Consider the following 26,911-nt stretch of genomic DNA (forward strand, 5'->3'; position numbering starts at 1 on the left):
CGATCCGGGCGGACGGGCGGGTCAGCGGAGTTCGTCGGGGAGCAGCCCGAAGACCAGGTCGTCGAGCCGGGTGCCGGCGAGCCCCGGCAGCCGCCCGCGCAGCAGGCCCTCCCGGCGGAATCCGAGCCGCTCCAGGACCCCGTGCGAGGCGGTGTTGCCGGGCACGGTGCCGGCGACCAGCCGGGCGATGCCGGCCGGGCCGAACGCCCAGCCGGCCAGGAGCCGCACCGCCCTGGTGGCCAGCCCGCGTCCCCGCTGGTCGGGCAGGAGCGCGTAGCCGATCGAACCCTCACCGGCCTCCGGGTCGGAGAGGCTGAGCCCGCAACTGCCCGCCGGCTCGCCGGTGACCGCGTCGACGATCAGCAGGCGGGCGATGGCACCGGTGAGCCACGCGCTCTCGGCCAGCAGGCAACGCCGCTCGACGGCCGCCCGGGTCGGGGGCACCGGTGGGGCCTGGTTCGCCACCACCTCCGGCCGCGTGTGCAGGCGGTACATCAGGTCGACGTCGTCCGGGCCGAGCCGGCGCAGGGTCACCACGCCGTCGGTGAGCCGGCCGTCGGGCAGGTCCGGCAGGAGCCGGGGGGCGGGACCGGGCGGGTCGTCGGCGAGCCGTACCCAGGCGAGCAGGTCCGTCCGCCCGCCGCCGCGCAGCTGGCCGGCCGCCCGGCGTACCCCCTCGTGGGTGAAGCCGGCGGCGAGCGCCACCCGCTGGCTGGCCGGGTTCTCGGCGTGGGTCATCAGTTCCAGCCGGTCGATGCCGTGTCGGAGCGCCGAGTCGGCCAGGGCCCGCGTCGCGGCGGTGGCGATCCCGCGCCGCCGCGCCCACGGCGCGACCCAGTAGCCCACCTCCGCCTGCCGGCGCGGCGCCACGACCTGGCCGATGCCCGCGCCGCCGACCAGCCGGTCGGTGGTCCGGTCGGCGATGGCGTACGCGGCCCCGCCGGTGGCCCAGGCCGCCGGGGCGCCCTCGGCGATCCACCAGCGGGCGTCGGCCTTGGTGTACGGCTGCGGCATGCCGGGGTTGAAGCGCAGGTTGACCGGGTCGCCGCAGCCGGCGGTCAGGTCGGCGGCGTCGGCGGGGCGGAACTGCCGCAGCCGCACCCCGTCGGCCTCGATCACCTCAGGCGTCACGTCAGGTCCCCGGCGAGCAGCGCGCCGACCCAGACGTCCACCCGCTCGTCGCGGTGGGTGAGCCCGCTCCGGGCGATGCCCTCGACCGTGAAGCCGGCCTTCTCGGCGACCCGACGGGAGGCGGTGTTGCCGACGTGGGCCCGCCACTCGATGCGGGCCAGGCCCAGCGTGGTGAATCCCCAGGCGCTCAGGGCGGTCAGCGCGGCCGACAGGTAGCCCCGGCCCCGGGCCGCGGGGGCGGCCATGAAGCCGACGTCGGCCAGCAGCGGGTCGGCGGCGGAGAGTCGCAGGTCGATCGTGCCGACGTACCGGTCCTCGGCGTCGGCGACCACGAAGCAGGCGCTGGTGCCGCCGGCCCAGGTGCCCCGGCCGAACTCCAGGTACGACTCGGCGTCCGCCCGCTCGTACGGGTCGGGCACGCTGGTCCAGCGGAGGGTCTCCCGGTCCCGGCAGGTGTCGACGATCGCGTCCAGGTCGCGCTCCTCCATCGGGCGCAGCCGCAGCTCGGTGGCGCCGGCGGTGGCGAAGAGGACGGGCTGGGGCCCGCCGAAGACGGCGGCGCGGCGGGCCTCCAGGGTCCCCGGGCCGGCCGGACCGGTCTCGCCGGGGGCGGGCACCTCGCCCGGGAGCAGCGAGCCGATCCAGCCCTGCGTACTGCCGTCGGGGGCGGGGTCGGCGAGCCGCAGCCGGCCCTCGACGCGGAAGCCCGTCCGGAGCGCGACCAGGCGGGAGGCGTGGTTGCCCACCTCGGCCTGCCAGATCAGCCGGCGCAGCGCCAGCGAGTCGAACGCCCAGCGGGCGACGGCCCGGGCGGCCCGGACGCTGACGCCGGCGCCCCGGGCCCAGGGCGCGGTCCAGTAGCCGATCTCGCCGGAGCGCAGGCCGGCGTCGACGGAGACCAGCCCGCACGAGCCGAGCAGCTCGCCGGTGGCGGCGTCGCAGACCGCGAACGGCGCCCCGGTGCCCGCCGCCCAGTCCGCCGGGGTCACCTCGGTGACGAACCTGAGGGCGTGTTCGGTCAGGTACGGGCGCGGTACGGTGGTCCAGCGCTGGATGTCCGGGTCCTGGCACGCCCGGTGCACCGCGTCGGCGTCGGTCGCCCGCCAGGGTCGCAGCAACAGGCCGTCCTCGGTGATCTCCACAGGTTCCACCCGAGCCATCGTGCCGGACCGTTCGCGGACGGCGTAACCGGATTTCGGCGGGCCGGCGCGAGTCGAGCGTGTTATGTCGGTTTCGCCGGCTCGGAGGGCCGCCACCAGTGACCATCGCGCCGATGAAGCGCCTACGATGGTTCGAGACTGTCTAGGGGAGCGTTGATCCGTGTCGATTCTGGAAAAGGTCCTCCGCGCGGGCGAGGGCCGTATGGTGCGCCGGCTCAAGGCCATCGCCGCCGCCGTCAACTCGATCGAGGACGACTACGTCAACCTCACCGACGACGAGTTGCGCGGCATGACCGACCAGTTCAAGGAGCGGCTCGCCGACGGCGAGACCCTCGACGACCTGCTGCCGGAGGCGTTCGCGGTCTGCCGTGAGGCGGCCGCCCGGGTGCTCGGCCAGCGGCCCTACGACGTCCAGGTCATGGGCGGCGCGGCGCTGCACTTCGGCAACATCGCCGAGATGAAGACCGGTGAGGGCAAGACCCTGACCTCGGTCATGCCGGTCTACCTCAACGCGCTCTCCGGCGACGGCGTGCACGTCATCACGGTCAACGACTACCTGGCCCAGCGCGACGCCGCCTGGATGGGGCGGGTGCACGAGTTCCTCGGCCTCACCGTCGGCGTGGTGCTGCCCAACCGGCCGGCCACCGAGCACCGGGCCGCCTACGAGTGCGACATCACCTACGGCACCAACAACGAGTTCGGCTTCGACTACCTGCGCGACAACATGGCGTGGTCGAAGGAGGAGCTGGTCCAGCGCGGCCACAACTTCGCGGTGGTCGACGAGGTCGACTCGATCCTGATCGACGAGGCCCGCACCCCGCTGATCATCTCCGGCCCGGCCGAGCACTCCGCCCGCTGGTACGGCGAGTTCGCGGGCGTCGTGGCCCGGCTCCAGCCCGGCAAGGACGGCGAGGGCGACTACGAGGTCGACCACTCCAAGCGCACCATCGCGGTCACCGAGCGCGGCGTGGCCAAGGTCGAGGACCGGCTGGGCATCGACAACCTCTACGAGTCGGTCAACACCCCGCTGGTGGGCTACCTCAACAACGCCATCAAGGCCAAGGAGCTCTACAAGCGCGACAAGGACTACATCGTCAGCGACGGCGAGGTCCTGATCGTCGACGAGTTCACCGGTCGCATCCTGCACGGCCGCCGCTACAACGAGGGCATGCACCAGGCGATCGAGGCCAAGGAGGGGGTGGAGATCAAGCAGGAGAACCAGACGCTGGCCACCATCACCCTCCAGAACTACTTCCGCCTCTACGAGAAGCTCTCCGGCATGACCGGTACCGCCCAGACCGAGGCGGGCGAGTTCAACAAGGTCTACAAGGTCGGCGTGGTGACGATCCCGACCCACCGGCCGATGGTCCGGCAGGACCGGCCGGACGTGATCTACAAGACCGAGAAGGCCAAGTTCAACGCCGTGGTGGAGGACATCGCCGAGCGGCACGCGATGGGTCAGCCGGTGCTCGTCGGCACGGTCTCGGTGGAGAATTCCGAGATCATCTCCCAGCTGCTGCGCCGGCGCGGCATCCCGCACTCCGTGCTGAACGCCAAGTTCCACGCCCGGGAGGCCGAGATCGTCGCCCAGGCGGGCCGCAAGGGCGCCGTCACCGTCGCCACCAACATGGCCGGCCGCGGCACCGACATCCTGCTCGGCGGCAACGCCGAGTTCCTCGCCGCCAACGAGCTGCGCCAGCGTGGTCTCGACCCGGTCGAGCAGGAGGAGGAGTACGCCAAGGCGCTGGAGGAGGTCCTGCCCCAGTGGAAGCAGGCCTGCGACGCCGAGGCGGAGGAGGTCGCCGCCGCCGGTGGCCTCTACGTGCTGGGCACCGAGCGGCACGAGTCCCGCCGCATCGACAACCAGCTGCGCGGTCGGTCGGGCCGCCAGGGTGACCCCGGCGAGTCCCGCTTCTACCTCTCGCTCCAGGACGAGCTGATGAAGCGCTTCCGCTCCGGCGCCGTCGAGGCGGTCATGGAGCGCTTCAACATCCCGGAGGACGTGCCCATCGAGTCGAAGATGGTCACCAAGCAGATCAAGAGCGCGCAGGCCCAGATCGAGGGCCAGAACGCCGAGATCCGCAAGAACGTCCTCAAGTACGACGAGGTCATGAACAAGCAGCGCCAGGTGATCTACGCCGAGCGGCTGCGGGTGCTCAACGGCGAGGACCTCTCCGACCAGGTCCGCAACATGATCGACGACGTCGTCGGCGCGTACGTGCAGGGGGCCACCGCCGACGGCTACGCCGAGGACTGGGACCTGGAGCAGCTCTGGGCCAGCCTCAAGCAGCTCTACCCGGTGGGTATCACCATCGAGGAGCTGGAGGAGGAGGCCGGCGGCTCGCGGGCCGGCATCGACGCCGACTTCCTGCTCGCCCGCCTCAAGGAGGACGCGCACGCCGCGTACGACCGGCGCGAGGAGCAGCTCGGCGAGGAGGGCACCCGCCAGCTGGAGCGGATGGTCCTGCTCCAGGTCATCGACCGCAAGTGGCGCGAGCACCTCTACGAGATGGACTACCTCCAGGAGGGCATCAGCCTGCGGGCGTACGCCCAGCGCGACCCGGTGGTGGAATACCAGCGCGAGGGCTTCGACATGTTCGCCACCATGATGGACGGCATCAAGGAGGAGACGGTCGGCTTCCTCTACAACCTCGAGGTCCAGGTCAACGAGCCGGAGCCCGAGGCCGAGGAGGTCCAGCTGCTCGACAAGCCGGTCGAGATCCGGGCGAAGGGCCTGGGCCGGGCGCCGCAGCAGCAGGGCCTGCAGTACTCCGCGCCGACCATCGACGGCGAGGCCGGTGCCGGCGCGGTGGCCGTCGAGCGTGACGAACAGCAGGCCCCCGCGCTGGGTGTCGGTCGTCCGGTCCCGGCCGCCCCGGCCGCGCCGGGGACGACCGCCCCGGCGGCGCCGCAGCGTCCGGCGTCCGGTCTGCGCGGCCCGGGCGTCCCGGCCGGCAACAACCGGCGGGTGGCACCGGGGCAGGCGGAGGCCGGCAACGGTCCGTCCCGCAACGCGCCGTGCCCGTGCGGGTCCGGCCGGAAGTACAAGCGCTGCCACGGCTCCCCCAACGGCGGCGCGTGACCAGCAGTTGAGCGGGCCCGCGCCCGCCCGAGCAGTGTGGAGCCGCGGTCCTTGGGGACCGCGGCTCGCCTGCGTTTCAGAGCACCTGGAGGGCCGTGCAGAGCCAGCTGCCCCGGCGGTGCTCCAGGCGCAGCGCCATCGCCCAGGTGCGCCCGCCCGTGCTGGCGAGCACCGCGGCCACCTCGACGGCGGCGGCGCGCGGCTCGCAGACCCGCAGCCGGAGCAGGCGTACGGCCGGTCGGGTCGACCGGCGGCGCACCGGACCGGAGCGGGCGGTGGCGCGGGCCAGTTCGGGCAGCAGCCCGGCCGCCCGAGCCGGGTCGAGCAGCGGCCTGAGCTGCCCGGGCGGGCGGTAGCCGTTGAGCACCTCCAGGCAGGTGCGGACGAAGCGGTGCGCGGCCCGGGTCGCCTCGGGGGTGGCGGTCACCAGCGCGTCCAGCGGCAGCGGGGCGGCGGGCCGCCTACCGGGGCCGCTCGGCACCGGCCGCTGCCGTCGGCCGGGTGGCCGGTCGGCCTCGCGCCGGGACGGCTCGAACAGGTCGAGGACGAGCTGGGCGTGGCCCGCAGCCGGCCAGTGGGCGGCGTCGTCGTCGGTGAACGGCGGCTCGAACGAGGGGGCGGGGCGCAACCGGACGGGAGGTCGCGCCGGCCCGGGGCGGCGTGGGTCGGTCATCCGGTTACCTCCCATGATCTTGCGTTTGCTTTCGTTTGCCTCCGACTGCTTCCATTCTCAGGCATGGCAGAGTCCACGGTCAATGCCCGTACGGATCGGTCCGGTTACTCCGGGTCGCGGTCGGCCAGCGGGTTGCTGCGCACCCAGTCGGCCGTCTCGGCGTACTTGCGCTCGATGTACTCCTCCAGCCGGGCGCGTTCCACCCGCCACTGGCCGCGCCCGCCGATCTTGATCGCGGGCAGTTCGCCGCTGCGCACCATGTGGTAGACCTGCGAGTCCGACACGTTCAGCTCGGTGGCCACGTCGGAGAGCAGCAGGAACCTCGGCTCCACGAAAACCCCCGGGGTTGGCGTCGTTTGGTTCAGTTTGCCACCGACGGCCGACATGGCCCAGCCGCCGGGACGCCACCTGCGGCGACACGCCCCGGGACACACCGGCGGGACGCTTCCACCGGGAAGGTGCGCGGTGTATGACGGTCACGGCATAGGGCATGATCGGCCGGTACCGGCGGAGGCCGGCGCAGGACCTGAGCGGGGGAGACGACCGGTGACCGAGGAGCTTGTCCGGGTGTACGTGCCGGCGACCGTCCCGATGCTGACCCTCCTGCGCGGCGCGGGCCTGCCGGTGGCCGCCGCGCACGCGGTGACCCCCACCCTGCGGGAGTGGTACGCCGAGGGCGACGAGGAGGAGCTGGAGTACGTCGCCTTCACCCGGGCCGCCCAGGACGCGTTGCAGCTGCTCCGGGCCGACCCCGACGCGCCCCGCCGCCGGGTCGTCGTCTCGGTTGACCTGCCCGCCTCGGCCGTGGGCCGGGGCGACGGGGAGTTGGGCTCCAGCGCGGTCGAGCTGGGCGCCCCCGTGCCGGTCGGCGCCGTCGCGGCCGTCCACGTGGACGGCGCCGACGCGGTCGACGACGTGTCCGCCGCGGCGGAGGTGGTCACCGAGGCCCTGGCCGGCGACGAGGACGCGCAGTTCACGGTCGACGGTGCCGAGGACCACGAGCTGGAGTGGTACGACGTCACCGAGCTGGACCTGCTGCTCCGCGCGACCTCCTGACCTCCGCGCGCCCCGCCGACGGGGTGTCGACCGATGCCGGCGGCACCGACGGGCGACGCCCGGGCCGGCGGCGCGGCGGGCGCCGGGGTCAGCGGGTGGGGGCGGCCTCGGCCGGCTCGTCGTCGTCGGCGTGGGCCGGCCCCAGGGTGCGGCCGAAGGCGATCATCGCGGTCAGGGCGCCCACGAAGAGCACCCAGATGGCGTTGTCGATCCGGGAGGTGCCCAGCGAGGTCTGGGCCACCGCGTCCGCCTCGCTCAGCGCGCCGGCCAGGTCGAGCAGGGACCGCCCGCCGACCCGGATGATCACCTCGGCGACGATCAGGAGCAGGCCGGGGCCGGCGCCGGCCAGCAGGTAGGCGGGCCAGCGGGGCGCGGGCGCCGCCGCGTCGTGCCGGGCGGCCCGGCGGCGGGCCAGGGTCAGGTATCCGAAGGCCAGCAGCCCGGCCAGCAGGCCGGCGAGCAGCGACTCGGTGCGGGACACCCACTTGGCGGCGCTGAGCAGCGACTCCTGGGTGTCGCCGCCGCCGAACAGGTCGAAGAGCGGGTCGCGGGCCCGGCTGAAGGCCACCACGAAGATCAGCGTGCCGAGGGCGGCGGCCACCACAGCCCCGACCACGGACCCGCTGCGGGCGCCGGCGATGGCCCCGCCGACGGTCGCGGCGGCGGCGGTGGTCGCGGCGATCACGTTGGTGGTCGCGTTGTCGGCGTACGTCAGGTTGATCGCGAACGCGGCGGCGAGCCCGACGAGCAGGCCGGTGCCGATCGCCGCTACGAAGCGCAGGGTGACCCGGTCGCTGCCCCGGCGGGCGAGCAGGTCGACGCCGAAGAGGGCGAAGCCGGCGCCGGCGACCAGCGCGGCCGAGATCACCCCCGGCAGGGCGAACGCGGAGAGGCTGATGGCGGTGAGCCCGGCGGCCGCCGAGCTGATCACCTCGCGGGTCGACCAGAGCATCGCGGCCAGCCACCCGAGCGCCAGGAGCGCGAGTACCGGCGCACCGGGCGCGAGCGCCGGCGCCGTCCCGTCGGCCGAGCGCCCGGTCCCGGCACCGGTGCCGCTCGTCGCGTCCGCCGGCGCGGTGGCGCTGTCGCCGGCGGGGTCCGACTCCGCGGCTGCGGAGCTGCCGGGCTGCTTGGTCATCGTCTTCCCTCCGACGGACGCCCGGCCCCGGTGGGCCGGCAGTTCACCGGCCACCCAGCGTACGCGTCCACCACCCCACCACCCGTGGCCCGCCCCGCGCAGGGTGGGAAGGCCGAAGGGCTGGGGCGTGGAAGAATCGGGGAAGGTCCCGCTGCCGTGACCGGTCAACCCGGCGCGGCGTCGGCGCCGGTCACCCGGCCGGTGCCCGCGGGTCCGGTTTCGCCACCGCTGTCGAGATCGCCAGGAGCCTTGATGGACGCCGTGTTCTCCGTACCTGAGCCGCGCAACGAGCCGGTGCGCAACTACGAGCCGGGCAGCACCGACCGGGAACGGCTCCAGCGGAGGCTGACCGAGCTGGCCGCCGAGCGGATCGACCTGCCGATGACCATCGCCGGCGAGCAGCGGATGGCCGGCGGCGAGTCGATCGACGTCGTGCAGCCGCACAAGCACGCGCACGTGCTCGGCGTCACCGCGCACGCCACCCACGACGACGCGCGCGCCGCCGTGAAGGCCGCGAAGGACGCCGCCCCGATGTGGCGGGCCCTGCCGTTCGAGGAGCGGGCCGCGATCTTCCTGCGCGCCGCCGAGCTGCTCGCCGGCCCGTGGCGGGACACGCTGAACGCGGCCACCATGCTCGGCCAGTCGAAGACCGTGATCCAGGCCGAGATCGACGCGGCCTGCGAGTTCATCGACTTCCTCCGGTTCAACGTGCACTTCGCGCGGGAGCTGCTCGAGGCGCAGCCGATGTCGTCGCCGGGGGTGTGGAACCGCTTCGACCACCGCCCGCTGGAGGGCTTCGTCTACGCGGTCACCCCGTTCAACTTCACGGCCATCGCGGGCAACCTGCCCTCGGCGCCGGCCCTGCTGGGTAACACCGTGGTCTGGAAGCCGGGCCCGACCCAGCAGTTCGCCGCGCACTTCACCATGCGGCTGTTCGAGGCGGCGGGCCTGCCCCCCGGCGTGATCAACATGGTCACCGGGCGCGGCGAGGAGGTCTCCGACGTCGTGCTCGCCGACCCGGACCTGGCCGGCATCCACTTCACCGGCTCCACCAAGGTCTTCCAGCACCTGTGGCGGACCGTCGGCGAGAACATCTCCCGCTACCGGGGCTACCCCCGGCTGGTCGGCGAGACCGGTGGCAAGGACTTCGTCGTCGCGCACACCAGCGCCGACGTCGACGCCCTGCACACCGCCCTGATCCGCGGCGCCTTCGAGTACCAGGGCCAGAAGTGCTCGGCGGCGTCCCGGGCGTACGTCCCTCGGTCGCTGTGGGAGGGCGGGCTGCGCGACCGGCTGGCCGCCACCGCGGAGTCCCTCACCTACGGCGACGTCACCGACTTCGGCAACTTCGGCGGGGCCGTGATCGACGCCAAGGCGTTCGAACGGCACACGGCCGCGCTGGAGCTGATCTCCGGCGACGACGCCTGCCGGGTCCTCGCCGGCGGCACCGCCGACGACTCCGTCGGCTGGTTCGTCCGGCCGACGCTCTTCGAGTGCACCGACGCGGCGCACGAGACGTTCACCACCGAGTACTTCGGTCCGATCCTCGGCGTGCACGTCTTCGACGACGGCCGCTTCGACGAGGTGGTCGGCCAGGCCGAGTCGATCGCGCCGTACGCCCTGACCGGGTCGATCTTCGCGACGGACCGCCGGGTGGTCGACGCGGTCGCCGAGAAGATGCGGTACGCCGCCGGCAACTTCTACATCAACGACAAGCCGACCGGCGCGGTGGTCGGGCAGCAGCCCTTCGGCGGCGCCCGGGCCAGCGGCACCAACGACAAGGCCGGCTCCTGGCACAACCTCGTCCGGTGGATGTCGCCCCGGACGATCAAGGAGACCTTCGTCGCGCCGACCGACCACACGTACCCCCACATGGGCTGAGGCGTGCGCAGGGGCCCTCTCCCGAGGTAGGGGGAGAGGGCCCTTTGCGTGCCCGCACCGCGAGAGGCGGGGGCCGCCGGGCGGCGGTACGGTGGCCGCTGTGACCCACCCCACCCCCGCGCAGGATCCCCACTTCGGCGAGCAGGGTGGCCTGCTCACCTACACGGACTATCTGCGGCTGGCCGACCTGCTGGCCGCCCAGGTGCCGGAGTCCGACCCGGCCTCCCACGACGAGCTGCTCTTCATCACCATCCACCAGGTCTACGAGCTGTGGTTCAAGCTGCTGCTCGCGGAGCTGACCGACGCCCGGGACCGGCTGCTGGCCGGCGAGACCTACCTGCCCCGGGTGCGGCTGGAGCGCTGCCACGTGGTGGAACGGGTCCTGATCGGTCAGGTCGACGTGATCGACACGATGACCCCGCAGGACTTCCTGGCCTTCCGCACCAAGCTCGCCCCGGCCTCGGGCTTCCAGTCCGCCCAGTTCCGGGAGATCGAGTTCCTCTCCGGCCTCAAGGACCCGGACTACCTGCGCCGCTTCCGGGGGCTGCCCGACGTGGAGCGGGAGCGGTTGGAGCGGCGGCTGGCCGAACCGAGCCTCTGGGACGGCTTCCTGGCCGTGCTCGGCCGGGCCGGCTTCGACGTCGCCGAGGAGGAGTCGCGCTTCGCCGCGTACGCCACGATCGCCGGGGACCGCGAGCGGTTCGGGCCGCTGTGGGACCTCGCGGAGGCGCTGGTCGCCCACGACCAGGCGTTCTCGCTGTGGCGGGCCCGGCACGTGCTGATGGCCGAGCGGCAGATCGGCACGAAGCCCGGCACCGGGGGCTCGGCCGGTGGGGCGTACCTGCGCTCCCGCGTGGAGACCCGCTTCTACCCGGAACTGTGGGAGCTGCGTAGCCGACTGTGATCGTCCGGCGGCCCGCCGTGCGCCTCCCCGGCGGACTGTCTCGCGCCGACAGTGCACATAGGAACCCGACCGGGTGGCGAAAATGCCAAATCCTGGACGCCGCGTCGGCAAAGTGGCAGCGTGAGGGGCATGGCGGATTCCGGAGTCAACCCCACGGCGGCGGCCCTGCTCGGGCTGCTCCACGAGGGCCCCATGACAGGTGGCCAGTTGATGGCCGCCGCCGAGCGCCGACTGGCGCCGTACTGGTCGATGACGCGTAGTCAGGTCTACCGGGAGCTGCCGGTGCTGGCCGAGCGGGGCCTGGTCCGGATGGGCAAGCCCGGCCCGCGCTCCAGCCAGCCGTACGCGATCACGGCGGCGGGAAAACGGACATTTTCCCGCTGGCTGGCCGAGGAGCCGGGGCGGGACACCATCCGTAACCCGATCGCCCTGCGGATCGCCTTCGGCGAGCTGCACTCGGCCAGCCAGCTCAAGAACCTCCAGGCCGCGGCCAACGACTACCACACCGAGGCCCTGGCCAAGGTCCGGGAGCAGGTCAAGAACGCCAAGAAGGAGGGCGACGCGTACGACGCCAGCGCGCTGGAGTTCGCCGTCGCCTACCACAAGGCCGCCCTGTCCTGGCTGAAGAGCGCCCCGGTCGGCTGACCGCCGCCGCTCCGCAGACCCGTTTCTCGCACGAGCTGGACCTTTTTGGCTCGTGACTGCGGGGCTGGCAGGCCCGCTCCTCGCACGAGCTGGACCTTTTTGGCTCGTGACTGCGGGGCTCGCAAGCTCACTCCTCGCACGAGCAGTACCCTTGTCTGTCGTGACCGCTGCCGATTACGCCGAACAGCTCAAGGGCCTCGACGCCACCCTGCGCAACATCGAGGCGGTGCTCGACATCGACCGGCTGCGCGCGGACAAGGACCGCCTGGAGCAGGAGGCCTCCGCGCCCGACCTGTGGGACGACCAGGCGAAGGCCCAGCAGGTGACCTCCCAGTTGTCGTACGTCAACGGCGAGATCAGCAAGCTCGGCAGTCTCCGCTCCGGGCTCGACGACGCCAAGGTGCTGCTGGAGCTGGCCGAGGCGGAGTCCGACCCGGGGGTGCTCACCGAGGTCGAGGCGGAGATCGCCTCGCTGGGCAAGGCCATCGAGGAGATGGAGGTCCGCACCCTGCTCTCCGGCGAGTACGACTCCCGGGAGGCGCTGGTCGCCATCCGGGCCGGCGCCGGCGGCGTGGACGCGGCGGACTTCGCCGAGATGCTGCTGCGGATGTACCTGCGCTGGGCGGAGCGGCACGGCTACCCGACGGAGGTCTACGAGACCTCCTACGCCGAGGAGGCGGGCCTGAAGTCGGCCACCTTCACGGTCAAGGTGCCCTACGCGTACGGCACGCTCAGCGTCGAGTCGGGCACCCACCGGCTGGTGCGGATCAGCCCCTTCGACAACCAGGGTCGCCGGCAGACCAGCTTCGCCGGCGTCGAGGTGCTGCCGGTGGTCGAGCAGACCGACAGCATCGAGATCCCCGAGAACGAGATGCGGGTCGACGTCTACCGCTCCTCCGGTCCGGGCGGGCAGAGCGTCAACACCACCGACTCCGCCGTGCGGCTCACGCACATCCCGACCGGCATCGTGGTCACCTGCCAGAACGAGAAGTCCCAGTTGCAGAACAAGGCGTCCGCGCTGCGGGTGCTCCAGGCCCGGCTGCTGGAGCGCAAGCGCCAGGAGGAGCAGGCCAAGCTCCAGGGCCTCAAGACCGACGCCGCCGGCTCGTGGGGCGACCAGATGCGCTCGTACGTCCTGCACCCGTACCAGATGGTGAAGGATCTCCGGACCGAGCAGGAGACGGGCAACCCGACCGCGGTCTTCGACGGCGATCTGGACAAGTTCCTCGAGGCGGGCATCCGGTGGCGCAAGCAGCAGCAGCTCGCCGGAGACGCTGCGTGATCAACCATGGGCGGAGCGCGTCGTCGATCTCTCCGGTACGCCCGAATTGCATGACGCGACTCGCAACGGCGGGGCGTGGGGCTTGGCTCCCCGGTTACACCGCGTAGACTCACCACCCGTGATTCAGCTTGAGCAAGTGACGAAGACGTACCCGAAGGCGTCCCGGCCTTCGCTCGACAACGTGTCCGTCTCGATCGAGAAGGGCGAGTTCGTCTTCTTCATCGGTCCATCCGGCTCCGGCAAGTCCACGATCATCAAGCTGCTGCTGCACGAGGTCGCGCCCAACAAGGGCCGGGTCGTCGTCAACAGCAAGGACGTCACGTCGATGCGTTCGTGGAAGCGTCCCCACTTCCGGCGTTCCATCGGCTGCGTGTTCCAGGACTTCCGGCTGCTGCCGAACCGCACCGCGTACGAGAACGTGGCGTTCGCCCTCGAGGTGATCGGCAAGACCAAGGCGGTCGCCCGCCGGGTCGTGCCGGAGGTTCTGGAGCTGGTCGGGCTCGGTGGCAAGGAGCACCGCTACCCGCACGAGCTCTCCGGTGGTGAGCAGCAGCGGGTCGCCGTCGCCCGGGCGTTCGTGAACCGTCCGCTGATCCTGCTCGCGGACGAGCCGACCGGAAACCTGGACCCGGACACCTCGATCGAGATCATGCGCCTGCTGGACCGGATCAACCGCACCGGCACGACCGTCGTGATGGTCACGCACGACTCCAACATCGTGAACCAGATGCGCCGCCGGGTCATCGAGATCGAGAGTGGCCGCATCGTGCGCGACCAGGCCCGCGGCGTCTACGGCTGAGCCGACGCCACCCCTGCGCAGCCTGACGACGAACACCTCATGCCGGAGACCCGGAGGAAATCCCGATGCGCGTGAAATACGTCCTGTCCGAGGTACTGGTCGGACTGTGGCGCAACGTGACCATGACCATCGCGATGATCATCACGATGGCGGTCTCGCTGACCATGCTCGGCGCCAGCGGTCTCATGTACCGCCAGGTCGACGACATGAAGGACCTCTACTACAAGAACATCGAGGTCTCGATCTTCCTCGACCAGGAGGTGAGCCCCGAGCAGCGTGACGCGTTGGACGCCAAGCTCAAGGGCGACCCGCTGGTCAAGGAGGTCCTCTACGTCAACAAGGACGAGGCGTACAAGCGCTTCCAGGAGATGTTCCAGGACGCTCCCGACCTGCTCAGCGCCGTCAAGGCGGACAGCCTGCCCGAGTCGTTCCGGCTGAAGCTGAACAACCCGGAGCAGTACAAGAACATCTACGACCAGTACAAGGACGCCGAGGGCGTCGACGAGATCGTCGACCAGAGCCGGCTGCTGGACAAGATCTTCGACATCCTCACCTCGATCCAGAACATCGCCCTGGCCGCCGCGATCGTGATGGCCATCGCCGCGCTGCTCCTGGTCGCCAACACGATCCAGGTGGCGGCGTACAGCAAGCGGCGTGAGGTCGCGGTCATGAAACTGGTCGGCGCGTCGAACTGGTTCATCCAGGCGCCGTTCGTGCTGGAGGCCGTGGTCGCCGGCCTGATCGGCTCGCTGCTCGGCCTGGTGGCCCTCATCGCGGCCAAGTACCTGCTCTTCGACGGGTCGCTCCAGGCGCTGCAGGGCCTGCTCTCGCCGGTGAGCTGGGGCGACATCCTGTTCATGTTCCCGCTGATGGCCGGCGTCGGTGGTCTGGTCAGCGCGGTGACCGCCTGGGTCACGCTCCGCTTCTACCTGCGGGTCTGACGCCGTACGGCTCGACGGGACCCTTCCGCGCCAGGAATAAACGGCGCGGGAGGGTCCTTGTCGTTCGGGTAGCATGATTCCCGCCCCGCGGCCGGTCACGTCCGGCGCGGATCACCGGAGAGGGGGTGGCGCCGATGCCACGGGAAAAGGGACGCAAGGTCGTCGCCTCCAACAAGAAGGCCCGGCACGACTACGCGATCCTCGACACCTACGAGGCGGGCATGGCGTTGACCGGCACGGAGGTCAAGTCGCTGCGGGCCGGGCGCGCGTCGCTGGTCGACGCGTTCGCGCAGGAGCGCAACGGCGAGCTCTACCTGCACGCGATGCACATTCCCGAGTACACGCAGGGCACGTGGACCAACCACGAGCCCCGGCGGACCCGCAAGCTGCTGCTCAAGCGGCTGGAGATCGACCGGCTGATCGGCAAGACCCGCGAGGGCGGCCTGACCATGGTCCCGTTGCAGGTCTACTTCTCCGACGGCTGGGCCAAGGTGGAGATTGCCCTGGCGAAGGGCAAGAAGTCGTACGACAAGCGGCAGGACCTCGCCAAGCGGGACGCGGACCGGGAGATCGCCCGCGTCGCCGGCCGGCGCGGCAAGGGCATGGATGACTGAGGTGTCCGTCCTGTCCGATTCGGCGCGCCCGCCGGGGGCTCGGGATGAAACCCGTTGCGGCAGGCGTTACGCTTGTCAGTGCCGCCACAAGGGCGGCCCGTCGAGGGGGTGACTGGTTTCGACTTCGTACGCAGCGACAGGGGAAGCGAGCCGAGGAAGCCGACGTCGTCTCGAGAATCGGTCGTCGGAAACCAATAAGCGCCAAGAACAATCGCGCTGACTTCGCTCTCGCCGCCTGAGGCGAGTAGTGAGTCTGTCGGCCTGGGAGCGCCTTCGACCCAGTTAGCCGGCATCAGCTAGAAGGCTGGCCAATCGGACCCGGTCGCGGGGTCCGTGCGGCGAGATCAATCAGCGACTGGGCCCGTCACACCAACTTGCTCGCGTGAGCGGTGGGGCCGAGTAGAGGCATAGCGAGCTGCGCTCGGAGAAGCCCTGACAAACCGGCGAAGGACCCGGGTTCGATTCCCGGCACCTCCACAACCAGACGATGCGCCCCGGTCCACCGGACCGGGGCGCATCGGCGTCTCCGGGGCGGTCGCGCCTGGGGCGGCCGGGTCGCACGGGACGGGCGCGACGGATGGGGCCGATGAGGTCCGCTCCGCCTCTGGACAGGGCGGACGCGCGGGTCCACCATCGCTGTACGCGGTCAGACGCGACGCGGGAGGTGCCCATGGTCACCGGTCCGATCCAGCAGCCGCCCACCCCGCCCGGAGGGCTCCGGCCGCCCGCCGCGCGCCGGCTCCCCGCCACCCCGCCCGGGGACCTGCACCCGCTCGCCCGGGCGCTGGCCGTCGCGCCGGCCGGTCCACGCTGGCGGGAACGCTTCCTCGTGGGGCTCGGCCCCGTGCGCCGGGGCTTCACGGAGCACGTCCGGGTCACCGAGGGGCCCGCCGGTCTCTACGCCGAGCTGCTCGGCCAGGCGCCCCGCCTGGAACGCGGGGTGCGGCTGCTGGCCCGGGAGCACGTCGCCATCGCCGCCGCGCTGAGCGCCCTCCAGCAGGCGGCGGAGGTGCCGGACGCCTCGCTCGACGAGATCCTCGACCGGGCCGCCCACCTGCTACGGGCCCTCGCCCGGCACCGGCAGCGCGGCGCGGACCTGCTCTGGGAGGCGTACGAGACGGATCTGGGCGGAGAGACCTGACCTGGGGAACCGGCGTGGGCGTACCGGCGTCCAACCCACATGCGCCGTACCGCCGCCCTGCTGGGCCTTCCGCTGTTGATGATCGTCGCCGGGTGCGCGCCGGCCGGCTCCGACCCGGCCGTCGACCCGGTCGACTCCGACCCGCGTCGGGACGCCTTCGTCCAGCGGGCCACCGAGGTGGCCGACGCGTGGCGACCGCTTCCCGCGTGGAAGTCCGGTTACGTGCCGATGCAGGACCCGACGGTGCTCATCGGCGACCCGGGCTTCACCGGGGAGACCAAGATCGCCTTCCTCGGCGGCTGGTACCGCGACCAGGTCGACCTGCCCGTCGCGAAGCCCGCCGACGGCACCATCCGGTTCCCGGACGGCACGCTGACCGTCCCGCTGGTCAGCGCCGCCACCGCGTACGGGCAGCTCGACCAGGGCGACCCACCGCCGTGCGGCGGCCGCCCCAAGGACCCCGGACCGAAGCTCCCCGGTGGCGGCCCCACCATCGAGCCGGGGCCCGACGGTCCGGTGAGCAGCGCCCCGCAGAGCGCCTGCGTCCCGCTGACGGTCACGGCCGTGAAGCTGGGCACCGCGCCCGTGCGCACCAGCCGGGGCGAGGCGCAGGTGCCCGCGTGGCTGTTCACCGTCGAGGAACTCACCGCGCCGGTGGCCCGGCTCGCCGTGGCACCGGAGGCCGTCACCGCCCTGCCCGAGCCCGCCCCGCCGGCCAGCCCGGCCCCGGCGGGCCTGGTCGGCGCGCAGAACGTCCAGTCCGTGGACGGCACCGAGCTGACCTGGCGGCTCGGCGTGGGCAGCTGTGACACCGGGATCACCCCGCTGGTGCAGGAGCGCGACGACGTCGTCGTGGTGGGCGGCAGCGTGATCACCGCCACCGGCGTGTGCAACGCGATGCTGAAGTTGGAACCGGTCACCGCCACGCTGAAGGCGCCGCTGGGCGACCGGCCGATCCTCGACGTGCTCACCGGCACGCCGCTGCGGCTCGCGGCGAGCTGACGCGAGCGGGCCGCCCCGGCTCACAGGAGCCGGGGCACCTCGGTGCTGACCGGCACCGGCAGCACCGTCGGGCCGTCCGCGCGCAGCCCGGCGGCCAGGGCGTCGCCGAGCTGCTCCGGGGTCTCCACGACGGTGGCCGCGCAGCCGTAGCCCCGGGCGATCGCGGTGATGTCCAGCCCGGGCAGGTCCAGCCCGGGCACCCCCGGGGTGTCCTTGAAGTCGGCGAAGGCCTTCAGGATGGCGTACTGCTGGTTGACCGGCACCACCACGACCAGCGGCAGGCGCAGCCGCGCGGCGGTCCAGAGCGCCTGCACCGAGTAGTGGAACGAACCGTCCCCGATGACCGCGACCACCGGCCGTCCCCGCCCGGTGTCGCGCTGCGCGAGCGCGATGCCGACCGCCGCCGGCAGCCCGTACCCGAGGCCGCCGCTGGCCATCGTGAAGTACGACCCGGGGCGGGTGCTGCGCAGCCGGCGGCGCAGCGCCGGCAGGTTGGACGGCGACTCCTGGACCAGGATCCCGTCGGCCGGCCAGTGCCGGGCCAGGGCCGCGAAGAGGGCGTCCGGGGCCAGCGGCAGCCCGTCCGCCGGCGGGGGCGGGTCGGGACGCGCCGGCGGCGCCGGCCGGTCCGCCGCCGGGAGCAGGTCGACCAGGGCCGCCAGGGCCAGCGCGGCGTCGGCGAGCAGGCTGTCGCCCACCGGCGCGCGGGCCGCCTCGTCCGGGTCGTCGGTGACGTGCAGCAGGCGGGCCCCGGCGGGCAGGTGGTCGCCCGGCACGTGCGGGTAGTAGCGGAACACCGGCGCCCCGACCACCAGCACGGTGTCGTGCCCGTCCAGCGCCTCCGAGAGCGGCCCCATCGCGAACGGGAGTACCCCCCGGAAGTGCGGGTGGTCCTCGGGGAAGGCGGCCCGCTCCGGCGCGGGCGCCGACCAGACCGGCGCGGCGAGCCGCTCCGCCAGCGCCACGGCGGCGGGCCAGCCGTCGGCCCGGTCCACGGCCGCGCCGAGCACCAGCGCGGGCGCGCGGCTGGCGGCCAGCACGGCGGCGAACTCGCGCAGCCGGCGCGGGTCGGGCGCGAACCGGGTGGCCACCGTCCGCACCGGCGGCGGCGGGTCGGCCGGCTGCGCCCAGTCGTCGAGGGGCAGCGAGAGGAAGACCGGCCCGGCGGGCGGCTGCACCGCCGTCGCGTACGCCCGCATCAGTGCCGCCGGGACGTCCTGCGCGCGGACCGGCTCGTGGCTCCACTTCACGTACGGCTGGGGCAGCTCGGTGGCCCGCCGGCTGGTCAGCCGGGGCTCGATCAGCAGCATCTCCCGGGTCTGCTGGCCGGCGGTGACGATCAGCGGCGTGCGGTTGTGCCACGCGGTGACCAGGTTGCCCATGCCGTTGCCCGTGCCGGGGGCGGTGTGCAGGTTGACGTGCGCCGGCCCGCCGGTGGCCTGCGCGTAGCCGTCCGCCATGCCGACGGCCGACGCCTCGTGCAGGGCGAGCACGTAGTGGAAGTCGTCCGGGAAGTCCCGCAGGAACGGCTCCTCGGTGGAGCCCGGGTTGCCGAAGACGGTGGTCAGGCCGAGGGCGCGGAGCAGGTCGTACGTGGTGTCGCGGACCGTTGCCATCGCCCCCAGGCTATCGGGGCGACCCGGGCGATCCGGGGCCTTTCGCGCTCCTCGCCTCAGGGGAGCGCGAAGGGCAGGGTGATGCCGTCCAGCGCGCGTCCGCAGGCGCAGTCGCGCTCGGTTGGCAGCGCGGCGACGGCCGCCAGCAGCAGGCCCCGCAGCCGCTCGGTGTTCTCCCCGAAGACGCGGAACACCTCCTCGTGCGTCACCGCCTCGCCGCCCTCCACGCCCGCGTCGAGGTCGGTGACCAGGGCGATCGAGGAGTAGCAGAGGGCCAGCTCGCGGGCCAGCACCGCCTCCGGGTGGCCCGTCATGTTGACCACCGTGCCGCCGATCGAGGCGTACCACCGCGACTCGGCGCGGGTGGAGAAGCGCGGGCCCTCGACCACCACCACCGTCCCGCCGTCCACCGCGGGCACGTCCCGGCGGGCCGCGGCGGCGAGCAGCGTGCGCCGGCCGGCGGGGCAGTACGGGTCGGCGAAGGAGACGTGCACCGCGCCCCGGTCGTAGTAGGTCTGCGCCCGCCCGCTGGTGCGGTCGATCAGCTGGTCCGGCACCACGAACGTGCCCGGGCCGAGCTCCGGCCGCAGGCCGCCCACGGCACAGGGGGCGAGCACCTGGCGTACCCCGAGGGAGCGCAGCGCCCAGAGGTTGGCCCGGTAGGGGATCAGGTGCGGCGGGTGGCGGTGGTCCCGGCCGTGGCGGGGCAGGAACGCCACCCGCCGGCCGCCCACCTCGGCGATGGTGACGGCGTCGGACGGCGGCCCGTACGGCGTCTCCAGCACGTGCTCGGTCGCGCCGTCGAGCAACGCGTAGAGCCCCGAACCGCCGATCACCGCGAGTTCCGCCGTGGGGTCCACAGGTCCTCCCTCGTGTCCGTCGATCTACCGCACGTCAGACCTTAGCCACCGCCCCGGGGGCAGGCTATGGTGCCAGACATGGCGTTCACAGCGCGGATGACACCGGTGCCCCCGGGCGTCCTGGTCCGGTCGGTCTGACGGGTGTCCGGCATGCAGGGAGAGGGGCAGGCGATCGGCGGGCGGACGGGGTCGATGACCGGGCGGCTGCTGGTCGCGACGCCGGCGCTGAAGGACCCGAACTTCGACCGTACGGTGGTGCTGCTGGTGGCGCACGAGCCCGGCGGCGCCCTCGGCGTGGTGCTCAACCGGGCCACCGAGGTGCCGGTCGCCGACGTGCTCGGCGACTGGAGCAACCTGGCCCGCGACCCGGCGGTGCTCTTCGAGGGCGGCCCCGTGCAGCCCGACTCGGCGATCTGCCTGGCCCGGATGCGCCACCCGGTGCAGCGGCTCAGGGGATTCCACCAGGTCTCCGGGGCGGTCGGCACGCTCGACCTCTCCGTCGACCCGGGGCCGCTGCGGGAGGGCATCACCGGCATCCGGGTCTTCGCCGGCTACTCCGGCTGGGGCACGGGGCAGTTGGAGCAGGAGATCGAGGACGGCTCCTGGTTCGTGCTGGACGCGCTGCCCGGCGACGCCTTCGTCGACCGGCCGGACGACCTGTGGCCGATGGTGCTGCGCCGTCAGGGCGGCATGATGGCGGCGGTCGCGCACTTCCCGCCGGACGTGGCGCTCAACTGAGCCGCGCACGGGTGGGCCCCCCGCGAGATGACCATGCGGCGGGCGCTGTGTATAGTTCTCTCGTGCCCGGGTGACCGGGACGAGGCAAGGGGCCGTGGCGCAGCTGGTAGCGCACCACACTGGCAGTGTGGGGGTCAGGGGTTCGAGTCCCCTCGGCTCCACCCTTGTTTTTTGCAGGTCAGCGGCCTGGTCGAGAGCGATTCGACCAGGCCGCTGATGTGTTTCCGGCTCGTCCGTCCCACCGCTTCGCCCGCCTGCTTCGTGCGCGGCCCAGCGGCCTGGCGCCCGCCGCCGGCGTGGTTGCCGGCGGGCCCGGCGTGACGCCCCTGGCACACGCCACCCGATGGCGGCGAACGCCTGCTCATCGGGGGTTACACCCGGCACGGGCTGCTGGCATGATCGGGCACATGCCGCAGGTGATCGACTCGTCCCCCACGGACCAGGTGACCCGTGGCCACGAGGCGACCCTGCCGCCGACCTGATGGCTTCCCCCGGTGGCTGGTCACCGCGGAGGGTCGGTGGGCAGGCGGCATCGCATCGCTCGGCCCCAGCAGACCGCCTCGACCCGACCGAGCCGAACCGCTTCGGTCTGCGACTGCGCCGGCATCGCAGCGACGCCGGCCTGACGATCGAGGAGTTGTCGGCAGCGTCGCAGGTCAGCGTGCGGGCGATCAGCGACATGGAACGTGGGCGGAGCCGGGTGCCGCAGCGGCGTACCGTCGAGGCGCTCATTCGGGCGCTGGGTCTGTCGGCCAGCGCGGCCACCGCGCTACGGGAGACCGCCCGCGCCGGCCGTCGCGTCGCGCGGTCCGCGCCGGCGTTGGCGCCGCCGCGGACCGTCGCCGACTTCACCGGTCGGCACGGCGAACTGCGCTGGTTGGGCGACCTCGTCGCCCGCAGCGCCGAACCACCCGACCGGCAGGGTGCTCCCGTGGTCGCGGTCGTGTCCGGGCCCCCCGGCCTGGGCAAGACGGCGCTCATCTTGCAGGCCGCGACCCGGTACGCCGAGTCGTTCCCGGACGGTGTGCTCTTCGTCGACCTACGCGGCCTGGACGCCGACCCGCCCCGCCCGGAGGATCTGCTGCTACGCCTGCTGACCGCGCTGGGCGTGGCGGAGACCCAGGTGCCGGGCGACGCGCACGCCCGCAGCGCCCAGTACCGGGCCCTGCTGGCCGAGCGGCGCAGCCTGCTGCTGCTCGACAACGCCGCCGACGAGGCGCAGGTCCGCCCGCTGTTGCCGGGCGCCGGGAGCACGATGACGATCGTCACCAGCAGGCGCGGGCTGGTCGGCCTGGAGGCGGTCGACCGGCTTCCCCTGCCGGCGCTCGCCAGGGGTGAGGCGGTCACGCTGCTGCAACAGATCATCGGGCCGGACCGCGCCGCCGCCGAGCCGGACGCCATGCTGCTCGGCCTCGCGCAGGCCTGCGGAGACCTGCCGCTGGCGCTGCGGATCGCCGGCAACCGCCTGCTCAGCCGCCCGGACTGGAGCATCGAGTTCCTGCTGCGCCGGCTGGCCGACCAGGACGACCGGCTCGACCTCCTGGTCGCCGGCGACCTCCAGATCGCGGCGCCGTTCATGCTCTCCTACCGGCAACTGTCCCCTGCCGCCGCCCGCACGTTCCGGCGGCTGTCCCTGATCCCCGGCCCGGACGTCGGCCTGAAGCTGGCCGCGCAGGCGGCCGGCCTGGGCGGCCGGGAGACCGAGGCGGCCCTGGAGGAGCTGGCCGAGCTGGGGCTGCTCCAGCCGGCCAGCGACGGCCGCTACCGGTTCCACGACCTGATGAGGTTGTTCGCCCGGGCACGCCTGTCCGCCGAGGAGACCTCCCAGGCGCGGCGACAGGCCGAGAACCGGATGGTGACCTGGTTGCTCGACGCCGCGGTCGCCGCCGGGCGGTGGTTCGAGCCGGAGTACGCCGGCGGGGCCGGCGGCGGGCCGGCCTCGGCCGCGGCGGCCAGCCGCTGGATCGAGCAGGAGAGCCTGAACTGGCTCGGCGCGCTGCGGACGGCCTTCGCCGCGGGCCGGCACGCCGAGGTGATGGCGGTCGCCGACGCCATGCACTGGTTCTCCGACCGGTGGACGCACTGGGAACACTGGCTGGAGGTGTACCAGCTCTCGGCGGCCTCCGCCGAGGCGCTCGGCGACCCACGCGGGCGGGCCGTCCACCTGAACTACGTCTCGTGGGCGTACACGATGTGTGCCATGCGTCCCGACCTGGCGGAGGTGCCGGCCCGGGAGGCGTTGCGGCTGGCCGGCGCCGCGGGCGACCCCCGCCAGCAGGCGTGGGCGTGGACCTACCTCGGGTCCGCGGCCCGGCGTCGTGGCGACGCCACCGGGGCGCAGGCGGCGGCCGGACGGTCGCTGCCGTTGTTCGAGGCCGCCGCGGACTGGGACGGTTACGCGCAGGGGCTGTCCCTGCTGGCCGGCAGCCTCGCCCAGGGTGGCCGGCACCGCGAGGCCATCGAGCAGTACCGGCGGCTGGAAGCCCTGCTGGCCGACCCGAGCCGGGCGCCGTCCCCGCAGATCGGTGACCTGACCGCCGGTCACCTGCACCTGAACGTCGGCCTGAGCCTGCTGGCGCTGCGCCGGTGGGCGGCCGCCGCGTCCAGCTTCCGGGTGGCGTTGCCGCTGCTGCAACGGTCCGGGGTGCGGCAGAGCGAGGCCCGCTGCCGGTACGGGCTGGGCAGCGCGCTCGCCCGGCTCGGCCGGGTGGACGAGGCGCGCGGCGAGCTGCGGCGGGCGGTCCGCATCGCCCGGCACGTCGGCCCGGCGGATCTGGTGGACCAGGCCCTCGGCCGGCTCGCCGAGCTCGGGCCGCCCGCCGATCGTCGGGTCTCCTGAGACCGCGGGGCCGGGCAGATCATGCCCGGCCCCGCGGGTCCCACACCGGTTACCTGACCTGGTAGGCCCGGTAGACGGTGGTGGTGACGGTGTTCCCGTCGCTGTCGACGGCGGTGGCGCGCAACGACGCGAAGCCCGGAGTCTTGGGGTGCCGCACGGTGGCCGTGTACTCCCCGTTCTTCTCGGCCGTCCGGGCCGCCGTCCAGGTCCGGCCGTCGTCGAACGACACCGACACCTTCGCCGACGTCACCCGGCCCGCGGTCGCCTGCTGGGCGAACGTCAGCGGGATGGTCAGCGAGCTGCCGGCCCGGACGCTGTTGTCCAGCGCCAGCGCCGGCTGGAACCCGATCGAGGTGAGCGGCAGCGCCCCGGCCTTGTCGGCGGAGGTGGTGAAGGTCCACTCCGTCTCCAGGCGCCGCGACAGCCGGTACGGATCGGGCAGGTCGAACGCGTACCGCATCCGGTATGAGGTTGGCTCGGCGGCCACCTCCCACGATCCGTACAGGTAGTCGAACTCTTTGAGCAGCGTGTCGCCCTGGTGCAGGGTGAGCTGGTGGTTGTGCATCGCGTACGGCAGACCCACGTGGCCGGCGCCGTCGGTGTAACCGCTGAAGGTGGCCCGTACCGTGTTGCCGTCCCGCGAGACGGCCGGCGAGTCGGCGTACACCGGGATCAGGGTGGTGTTGAGCGCCGCGCCGCCCCAGCGTTCGACGTAGCGGCCGCCGGGCCGGTAGGTGACCGCATCCTGCTGCGCCAGGTTGAGGATCAACAGGCCGCCGTCGACGGTCTTCTCCTGGACGTCGGCCTGCCAGGGCCCGTCGCCGCCGTAGTACTCGGTGCGGCGTGCCGGCGTCGGCACCGCCGGCAGGACGCTGGTCAGCACGATCCCGCCGCCCGGGAGTTCGGGGTCGGGGCTGCCGTTGGTGCGGTCCACCGCCACACCGGTCGCGTTCTGCGCGTACTGTGCCTCGACGGTCGCCAGGTCACGCCGCGAGACGTGCTTGACGAAGCCGTTGATGAAGGATCCCCGGATCCGCCAACCGAGCTGGTAGACGTCCGGCGCCTGGTCCCTGCGGGCCGGCCCCTCGAAGACCGCGTGCACCTGGGTGGTCACGCCGGGCAGGTCGGTCGGGCCGACGTCGGCGGTGTGGATCTTGTCCAGCTCGCCGCTGACACCGGCGTAGGTCCGCAGCGGGTCGCCGCTGCGCAGCACCATGACCCCGGCGTCCCGCGCCTGCGCCCGGTCGTCCGGAACGGTGATGTCGAGCGGTCGCGCCCGGCGCGCGTCGAGCACCACCTCCTGGTTGCTGTCGGCGATGATCCGGTTGTTGGTCAGCAGGGAGACCGTGCCGTCGTCCTCCTCGATGTACGCGGACAGCCGCCAGGAGCTGTTCAGCGGCACCCGCAGCGACGTGCTCGACGTGTAGAAGGTGTAGTTGGCGTAGTTCTTCGGATCGGGGTTGAACAGCTCGATCAGCACCGTGTCGGCGGCGGCGCCGTCCCGGCCGATGGCGTTGATCTTCAGGCCGGCCGCCGGCTCCTCGTGGTAGACGCTGAACGGGGTCTGGAGCTTGAGGTCACCGGCGGTTGCCACCAGGTGCCCCTTGAACAGGCCGTACGAGGTGCTCGCCCGCTCGTCCACGGTGACCTGCACGGTCGCGTCACCGCCGGCGGGCACGGTCAGGGTGCGGGCGCTCAGCGCCAACAGGCCCGCCGGAGCGTCGCCGGCCAGCGCCAGGTCGAGCGTCAGCGGCTGGTCGCCGCGGTTGTGGTAGGTCATGGTCCGCGCGGTCGGCGCCTCGGTGTGCGGCCATTCGAGGATGCCGAGGCTGAGCGACGGCGGGGTGACGGTCAGCGGCTGGGCCAACGCCCTGCCCACGTTGACGAGACCGGCGCCCTGGGCGAAGACGTCGTACGCCGGGTTCGGCAGGGCCGAGGCCATCAGGGCCTCCTTGAGCTGCGCCGCCTTCCAGCCCGGGTTGGCCTGGATCAGCAGCGCGGCGGCGCCGGCCACGTGCGGGGTGGCCATCGAGGTGCCGGTGGCGGCGAAGTACGGCCCCACGGGCAGGTGGCCGAGCGCGCTCGGCGACCGGGCGGCGGTGATCTCGGTGCCGGGCCCGCCGATGTCCGGCTTGATGCCGAAGTCACCGAGCCGGGGACCGCGCAGCGACGACCAGTTCAGCTCGCCGGCCTTGTCGAAGTTCGCCACCGACAGCGCCGCGTCCGCCGTGGACGGCGACCCGACCTGCATCTGCCAGCCGTTGTAGTTGCCCGCGGCGACGACGAAGAGGGTGCCGTACTCGGCGGTCAGGTCGTTGACCGCCTGCTCCAGCGGGTCGACACCGGCGGCGTCCTGGCCGCCCAGGCTCATGTTGACGATGGTCGCGCCGGACTCGGCCGCCCACTGCATGCCGGCGAGGATCGCCGAGTCGGAGCAGCTGCCCTGGCCCCCGACATTCCAGCACACCTTGCCGTCGAGCAGGGTCGCGCCGGGAGCCACGCCCTTGTACTTGCCACCCGAGGCGGCGCCACTGCCGGCGATCGTCGACGACACGTGGGTGCCGTGCCCGTTGAGGTCGACGCCGGTCTCCCTCTCGGGGACGAAGTTGCGCCGCCCGACCACCTTGCCGGTGAGGTCGGGGTGGCTGTCGTCGATGCCGCTGTCGAGCACCGCGACCTTCACGCCGGTGCCGTCGTATCCAGCACCCCAGGCGGCCGGGGCGCCGATCATCGGCACGCTGGTGTCCAGCTTGGACTCGCGGACACCGTCGGCCCAGATCTTGCCGCTGGTCAGCGACGTCCGGGTGGTCTGCCAGGTCTTCGCCAGGTCGGCGCGAGGCACCTTGGTGGCGAAGCCGTCGACCGCCTCCAGCTCGCGGCCGGTGGCCAGGCCCCGCACGGCGGTGGCGTCGGAGACCACCAACGGCAGGTACGACAGCTCGTCGAAGCCGAATTCGAGCAGCGCGGTGACGTTGAACAGCCGCTCGTCCAGCCGGTCAGCCTTGAGCAGGGGGATGGCGTCGGACGGGATGACGTAGTCGGCCTTGTTCCGCTGGAGGCGCACGAAGTGGACGCCCTTGCGCGGCGTGACGCTCACCTGCTTGCCGCGTACGGTGACCTGGTCGCCGGTGAGCAGGGTCAGGCTCCGCGTGGGCTCTGGCTCACCAGCCGAGGAGGCTGCCGGAGCCGGTGGTGCCGCCGCGGGTTGGGCGGCGGCGGGTGTGACTCCGACCAGCAGAGTCGCCAGCGTGGCGCCGAGCGCGCCGTACGCCAGGAAACGGCGTTGTCGCATGGGTGGGTCGTCTCCACTTCGGGGTATTGATCGGCACGGTCGCTCGATCGGGTGCGGGGGCAATCGGAATGACGCCACCCGCACGTTTCGTAGCGGCGGCGGCAGCGTGCCGCAATG

21 protein-coding genes, 1 tRNA gene and 1 other RNA gene are annotated in these 26,911 nt (G+C 73.0%); 15 read left to right on the top strand and 8 right to left on the bottom strand.

The window, feature by feature from the left end:
* Positions 1 to 21 precede the first annotated feature (21 nt).
* On the bottom strand, positions 22 to 1,131 hold the full coding sequence (locus ACLQ22_RS02560) for a GNAT family N-acetyltransferase (protein ID WP_425690866.1): 1,110 nt from the start codon (positions 1,129 to 1,131) through the stop codon (positions 22 to 24).
* The gene (locus tag ACLQ22_RS02565) at positions 1,128 to 2,291 is read right to left on the bottom strand and encodes a GNAT family N-acetyltransferase (protein ID WP_425690867.1); all 1,164 of its coding nucleotides are present in this window, start codon (positions 2,289 to 2,291) and stop codon (positions 1,128 to 1,130) included. Before ACLQ22_RS02565 ends, ACLQ22_RS02560 begins: the two co-directional genes overlap by 4 nt.
* 160 nt (positions 2,292 to 2,451) lie before the next feature.
* Here ACLQ22_RS02565 and secA point away from each other — a divergent pair, with 160 nt between their 5' ends.
* Positions 2,452 to 5,373 (top strand): preprotein translocase subunit SecA, encoded by a 2,922-nt coding sequence (secA, locus tag ACLQ22_RS02570; protein ID WP_425690868.1) that lies wholly within the window; start codon positions 2,452 to 2,454, stop codon positions 5,371 to 5,373.
* A 76-nt stretch (positions 5,374 to 5,449) separates the two neighbouring features.
* Here the strand turns inward: secA and ACLQ22_RS02575 are convergent, their stop codons facing one another.
* Together ACLQ22_RS02575 and ACLQ22_RS02580 are read right to left on the bottom strand one after the other, a co-directional pair.
* Positions 5,450 to 6,046, bottom strand: coding sequence for an Rv3235 family protein (locus ACLQ22_RS02575; protein WP_425690869.1), 597 nt, complete (start codon positions 6,044 to 6,046; stop codon positions 5,450 to 5,452).
* A gap of 104 nt (positions 6,047 to 6,150) precedes the next feature.
* Positions 6,151 to 6,378, bottom strand: coding sequence for a helix-turn-helix domain-containing protein (locus ACLQ22_RS02580; RefSeq protein ID WP_121396459.1), 228 nt, complete (start codon positions 6,376 to 6,378; stop codon positions 6,151 to 6,153).
* A 214-nt stretch (positions 6,379 to 6,592) separates the two neighbouring features.
* Here ACLQ22_RS02580 and ACLQ22_RS02585 point away from each other — a divergent pair, with 214 nt between their 5' ends.
* Entirely contained in the window at positions 6,593 to 7,102 is a 510-nt protein-coding gene (locus tag ACLQ22_RS02585; protein ID WP_366640690.1) for a DUF6912 family protein, read from the top strand.
* 88 nt (positions 7,103 to 7,190) lie between these two features.
* Here ACLQ22_RS02585 and ACLQ22_RS02590 read toward each other — a convergent pair whose 3' ends face one another.
* The gene (locus tag ACLQ22_RS02590; RefSeq protein ID WP_425690870.1) at positions 7,191 to 8,240 is read right to left on the bottom strand and encodes a hypothetical protein; all 1,050 of its coding nucleotides are present in this window, start codon (positions 8,238 to 8,240) and stop codon (positions 7,191 to 7,193) included.
* A gap of 252 nt (positions 8,241 to 8,492) precedes the next feature.
* Here ACLQ22_RS02590 and pruA point away from each other — a divergent pair, with 252 nt between their 5' ends.
* The 10 genes from pruA to ACLQ22_RS02640 all read left to right on the top strand — a co-directional run bounded on the left by pruA (position 8,493) and on the right by ACLQ22_RS02640 (position 17,449).
* Positions 8,493 to 10,121, top strand: a complete 1,629-nt coding sequence (pruA, locus tag ACLQ22_RS02595) for an L-glutamate gamma-semialdehyde dehydrogenase (protein ID WP_425690871.1) — start codon at positions 8,493 to 8,495, stop codon at positions 10,119 to 10,121.
* A 100-nt stretch (positions 10,122 to 10,221) separates the two neighbouring features.
* Positions 10,222 to 11,025: a tryptophan 2,3-dioxygenase gene (locus tag ACLQ22_RS02600; protein ID WP_416607779.1), complete on the top strand. Its 804-nt coding sequence runs from the start codon at positions 10,222 to 10,224 to the stop codon at positions 11,023 to 11,025.
* A gap of 129 nt (positions 11,026 to 11,154) precedes the next feature.
* The gene (locus ACLQ22_RS02605) at positions 11,155 to 11,670 is read left to right on the top strand and encodes a PadR family transcriptional regulator (RefSeq protein ID WP_121396454.1); all 516 of its coding nucleotides are present in this window, start codon (positions 11,155 to 11,157) and stop codon (positions 11,668 to 11,670) included.
* A gap of 160 nt (positions 11,671 to 11,830) precedes the next feature.
* A complete protein-coding gene (gene prfB / locus ACLQ22_RS02610; RefSeq protein WP_311414173.1) occupies positions 11,831 to 12,952 on the top strand; it encodes a peptide chain release factor 2 in 1,122 nt (373 codons plus the stop codon).
* A gap of 118 nt (positions 12,953 to 13,070) precedes the next feature.
* Positions 13,071 to 13,751 carry a cell division ATP-binding protein FtsE gene (gene ftsE / locus ACLQ22_RS02615; protein WP_091622236.1) on the top strand — a complete coding sequence of 227 codons (681 nt, stop codon included), beginning with the start codon at positions 13,071 to 13,073 and terminating at the stop codon, positions 13,749 to 13,751.
* A 65-nt stretch (positions 13,752 to 13,816) separates the two neighbouring features.
* Positions 13,817 to 14,692 (top strand): permease-like cell division protein FtsX, encoded by an 876-nt coding sequence (gene ftsX / locus ACLQ22_RS02620; protein WP_416607783.1) that lies wholly within the window; start codon positions 13,817 to 13,819, stop codon positions 14,690 to 14,692.
* Positions 14,693 to 14,826: 134 nt separating this feature from the next.
* A complete protein-coding gene (gene smpB / locus ACLQ22_RS02625) occupies positions 14,827 to 15,306 on the top strand; it encodes an SsrA-binding protein SmpB (RefSeq protein WP_121399044.1) in 480 nt (159 codons plus the stop codon).
* 104 nt (positions 15,307 to 15,410) lie between these two features.
* Positions 15,411 to 15,786: a transfer-messenger RNA gene (gene ssrA / locus ACLQ22_RS02630) on the top strand.
* Between the two features lie 190 nt (positions 15,787 to 15,976).
* Positions 15,977 to 16,447, top strand: a complete 471-nt coding sequence (locus ACLQ22_RS02635) for a hypothetical protein (RefSeq protein ID WP_425690872.1) — start codon at positions 15,977 to 15,979, stop codon at positions 16,445 to 16,447.
* Between the two features lie 39 nt (positions 16,448 to 16,486).
* Positions 16,487 to 17,449, top strand: coding sequence for a hypothetical protein (locus tag ACLQ22_RS02640; protein ID WP_425690873.1), 963 nt, complete (start codon positions 16,487 to 16,489; stop codon positions 17,447 to 17,449).
* Positions 17,450 to 17,469: 20 nt separating this feature from the next.
* Here the strand turns inward: ACLQ22_RS02640 and mdlC are convergent, their stop codons facing one another.
* Entirely contained in the window at positions 17,470 to 19,065 is a 1,596-nt protein-coding gene (gene mdlC / locus ACLQ22_RS02645; RefSeq protein WP_425690874.1) for a benzoylformate decarboxylase, read from the bottom strand.
* A 56-nt stretch (positions 19,066 to 19,121) separates the two neighbouring features.
* On the bottom strand, positions 19,122 to 19,925 hold the full coding sequence (locus ACLQ22_RS02650; protein ID WP_425690875.1) for an S-methyl-5'-thioadenosine phosphorylase: 804 nt from the start codon (positions 19,923 to 19,925) through the stop codon (positions 19,122 to 19,124).
* 150 nt (positions 19,926 to 20,075) lie between these two features.
* Between ACLQ22_RS02650 and ACLQ22_RS02655 the strand changes: the two genes are divergently transcribed.
* The 3 genes from ACLQ22_RS02655 (at position 20,076) to ACLQ22_RS02665 (ending at position 23,502) form a co-directional block, all read left to right on the top strand.
* Positions 20,076 to 20,663: a YqgE/AlgH family protein gene (locus ACLQ22_RS02655; protein WP_425690876.1), complete on the top strand. Its 588-nt coding sequence runs from the start codon at positions 20,076 to 20,078 to the stop codon at positions 20,661 to 20,663.
* A gap of 88 nt (positions 20,664 to 20,751) precedes the next feature.
* Positions 20,752 to 20,824: transfer RNA gene (locus tag ACLQ22_RS02660), tRNA-Ala, on the top strand.
* A 320-nt stretch (positions 20,825 to 21,144) separates the two neighbouring features.
* The gene (locus ACLQ22_RS02665; protein ID WP_425690877.1) at positions 21,145 to 23,502 is read left to right on the top strand and encodes an ATP-binding protein; all 2,358 of its coding nucleotides are present in this window, start codon (positions 21,145 to 21,147) and stop codon (positions 23,500 to 23,502) included.
* A gap of 49 nt (positions 23,503 to 23,551) precedes the next feature.
* Here the strand turns inward: ACLQ22_RS02665 and ACLQ22_RS02670 are convergent, their stop codons facing one another.
* The gene (locus ACLQ22_RS02670) at positions 23,552 to 26,794 is read right to left on the bottom strand and encodes a S8 family serine peptidase (RefSeq protein ID WP_425690878.1); all 3,243 of its coding nucleotides are present in this window, start codon (positions 26,792 to 26,794) and stop codon (positions 23,552 to 23,554) included.
* Positions 26,795 to 26,911: the final 117 nt, after the last annotated feature.

It is taken from the genome of Micromonospora sp. DT178 (assembly GCF_049841695.1).
In the GTDB taxonomy this organism is placed as follows: domain Bacteria; phylum Actinomycetota; class Actinomycetes; order Mycobacteriales; family Micromonosporaceae; genus Micromonospora.

What these genes read in the sequence shown, in the direction of transcription:
- ACLQ22_RS02565 (WP_425690867.1), bottom strand. Translation starts at nt 2,291, where the DNA reads ATGGCTCGGGTGGAACCTGTGGAGATCACCGAGGACGGCCTGTTGCTG.
- ACLQ22_RS02575 (WP_425690869.1), bottom strand. Translation starts at nt 6,046, where the DNA reads ATGACCGACCCACGCCGCCCCGGGCCGGCGCGACCTCCCGTCCGGTTG.
- ACLQ22_RS02590 (WP_425690870.1), bottom strand. Translation starts at nt 8,240, where the DNA reads ATGACCAAGCAGCCCGGCAGCTCCGCAGCCGCGGAGTCGGACCCCGCC.
- pruA (WP_425690871.1), top strand. Translation starts at nt 8,493, where the DNA reads ATGGACGCCGTGTTCTCCGTACCTGAGCCGCGCAACGAGCCGGTGCGC.
- ACLQ22_RS02605 (WP_121396454.1), top strand. Translation starts at nt 11,155, where the DNA reads ATGGCGGATTCCGGAGTCAACCCCACGGCGGCGGCCCTGCTCGGGCTG.
- ftsX (WP_416607783.1), top strand. Translation starts at nt 13,817, where the DNA reads ATGCGCGTGAAATACGTCCTGTCCGAGGTACTGGTCGGACTGTGGCGC.
- smpB (WP_121399044.1), top strand. Translation starts at nt 14,827, where the DNA reads ATGCCACGGGAAAAGGGACGCAAGGTCGTCGCCTCCAACAAGAAGGCC.
- ACLQ22_RS02635 (WP_425690872.1), top strand. Translation starts at nt 15,977, where the DNA reads ATGGTCACCGGTCCGATCCAGCAGCCGCCCACCCCGCCCGGAGGGCTC.
- ACLQ22_RS02640 (WP_425690873.1), top strand. Translation starts at nt 16,487, where the DNA reads ATGCGCCGTACCGCCGCCCTGCTGGGCCTTCCGCTGTTGATGATCGTC.
- mdlC (WP_425690874.1), bottom strand. Translation starts at nt 19,065, where the DNA reads ATGGCAACGGTCCGCGACACCACGTACGACCTGCTCCGCGCCCTCGGC.
- ACLQ22_RS02655 (WP_425690876.1), top strand. Translation starts at nt 20,076, where the DNA reads ATGCAGGGAGAGGGGCAGGCGATCGGCGGGCGGACGGGGTCGATGACC.
- ACLQ22_RS02665 (WP_425690877.1), top strand. Translation starts at nt 21,145, where the DNA reads ATGGCTTCCCCCGGTGGCTGGTCACCGCGGAGGGTCGGTGGGCAGGCG.
- ACLQ22_RS02670 (WP_425690878.1), bottom strand. Translation starts at nt 26,794, where the DNA reads ATGCGACAACGCCGTTTCCTGGCGTACGGCGCGCTCGGCGCCACGCTG.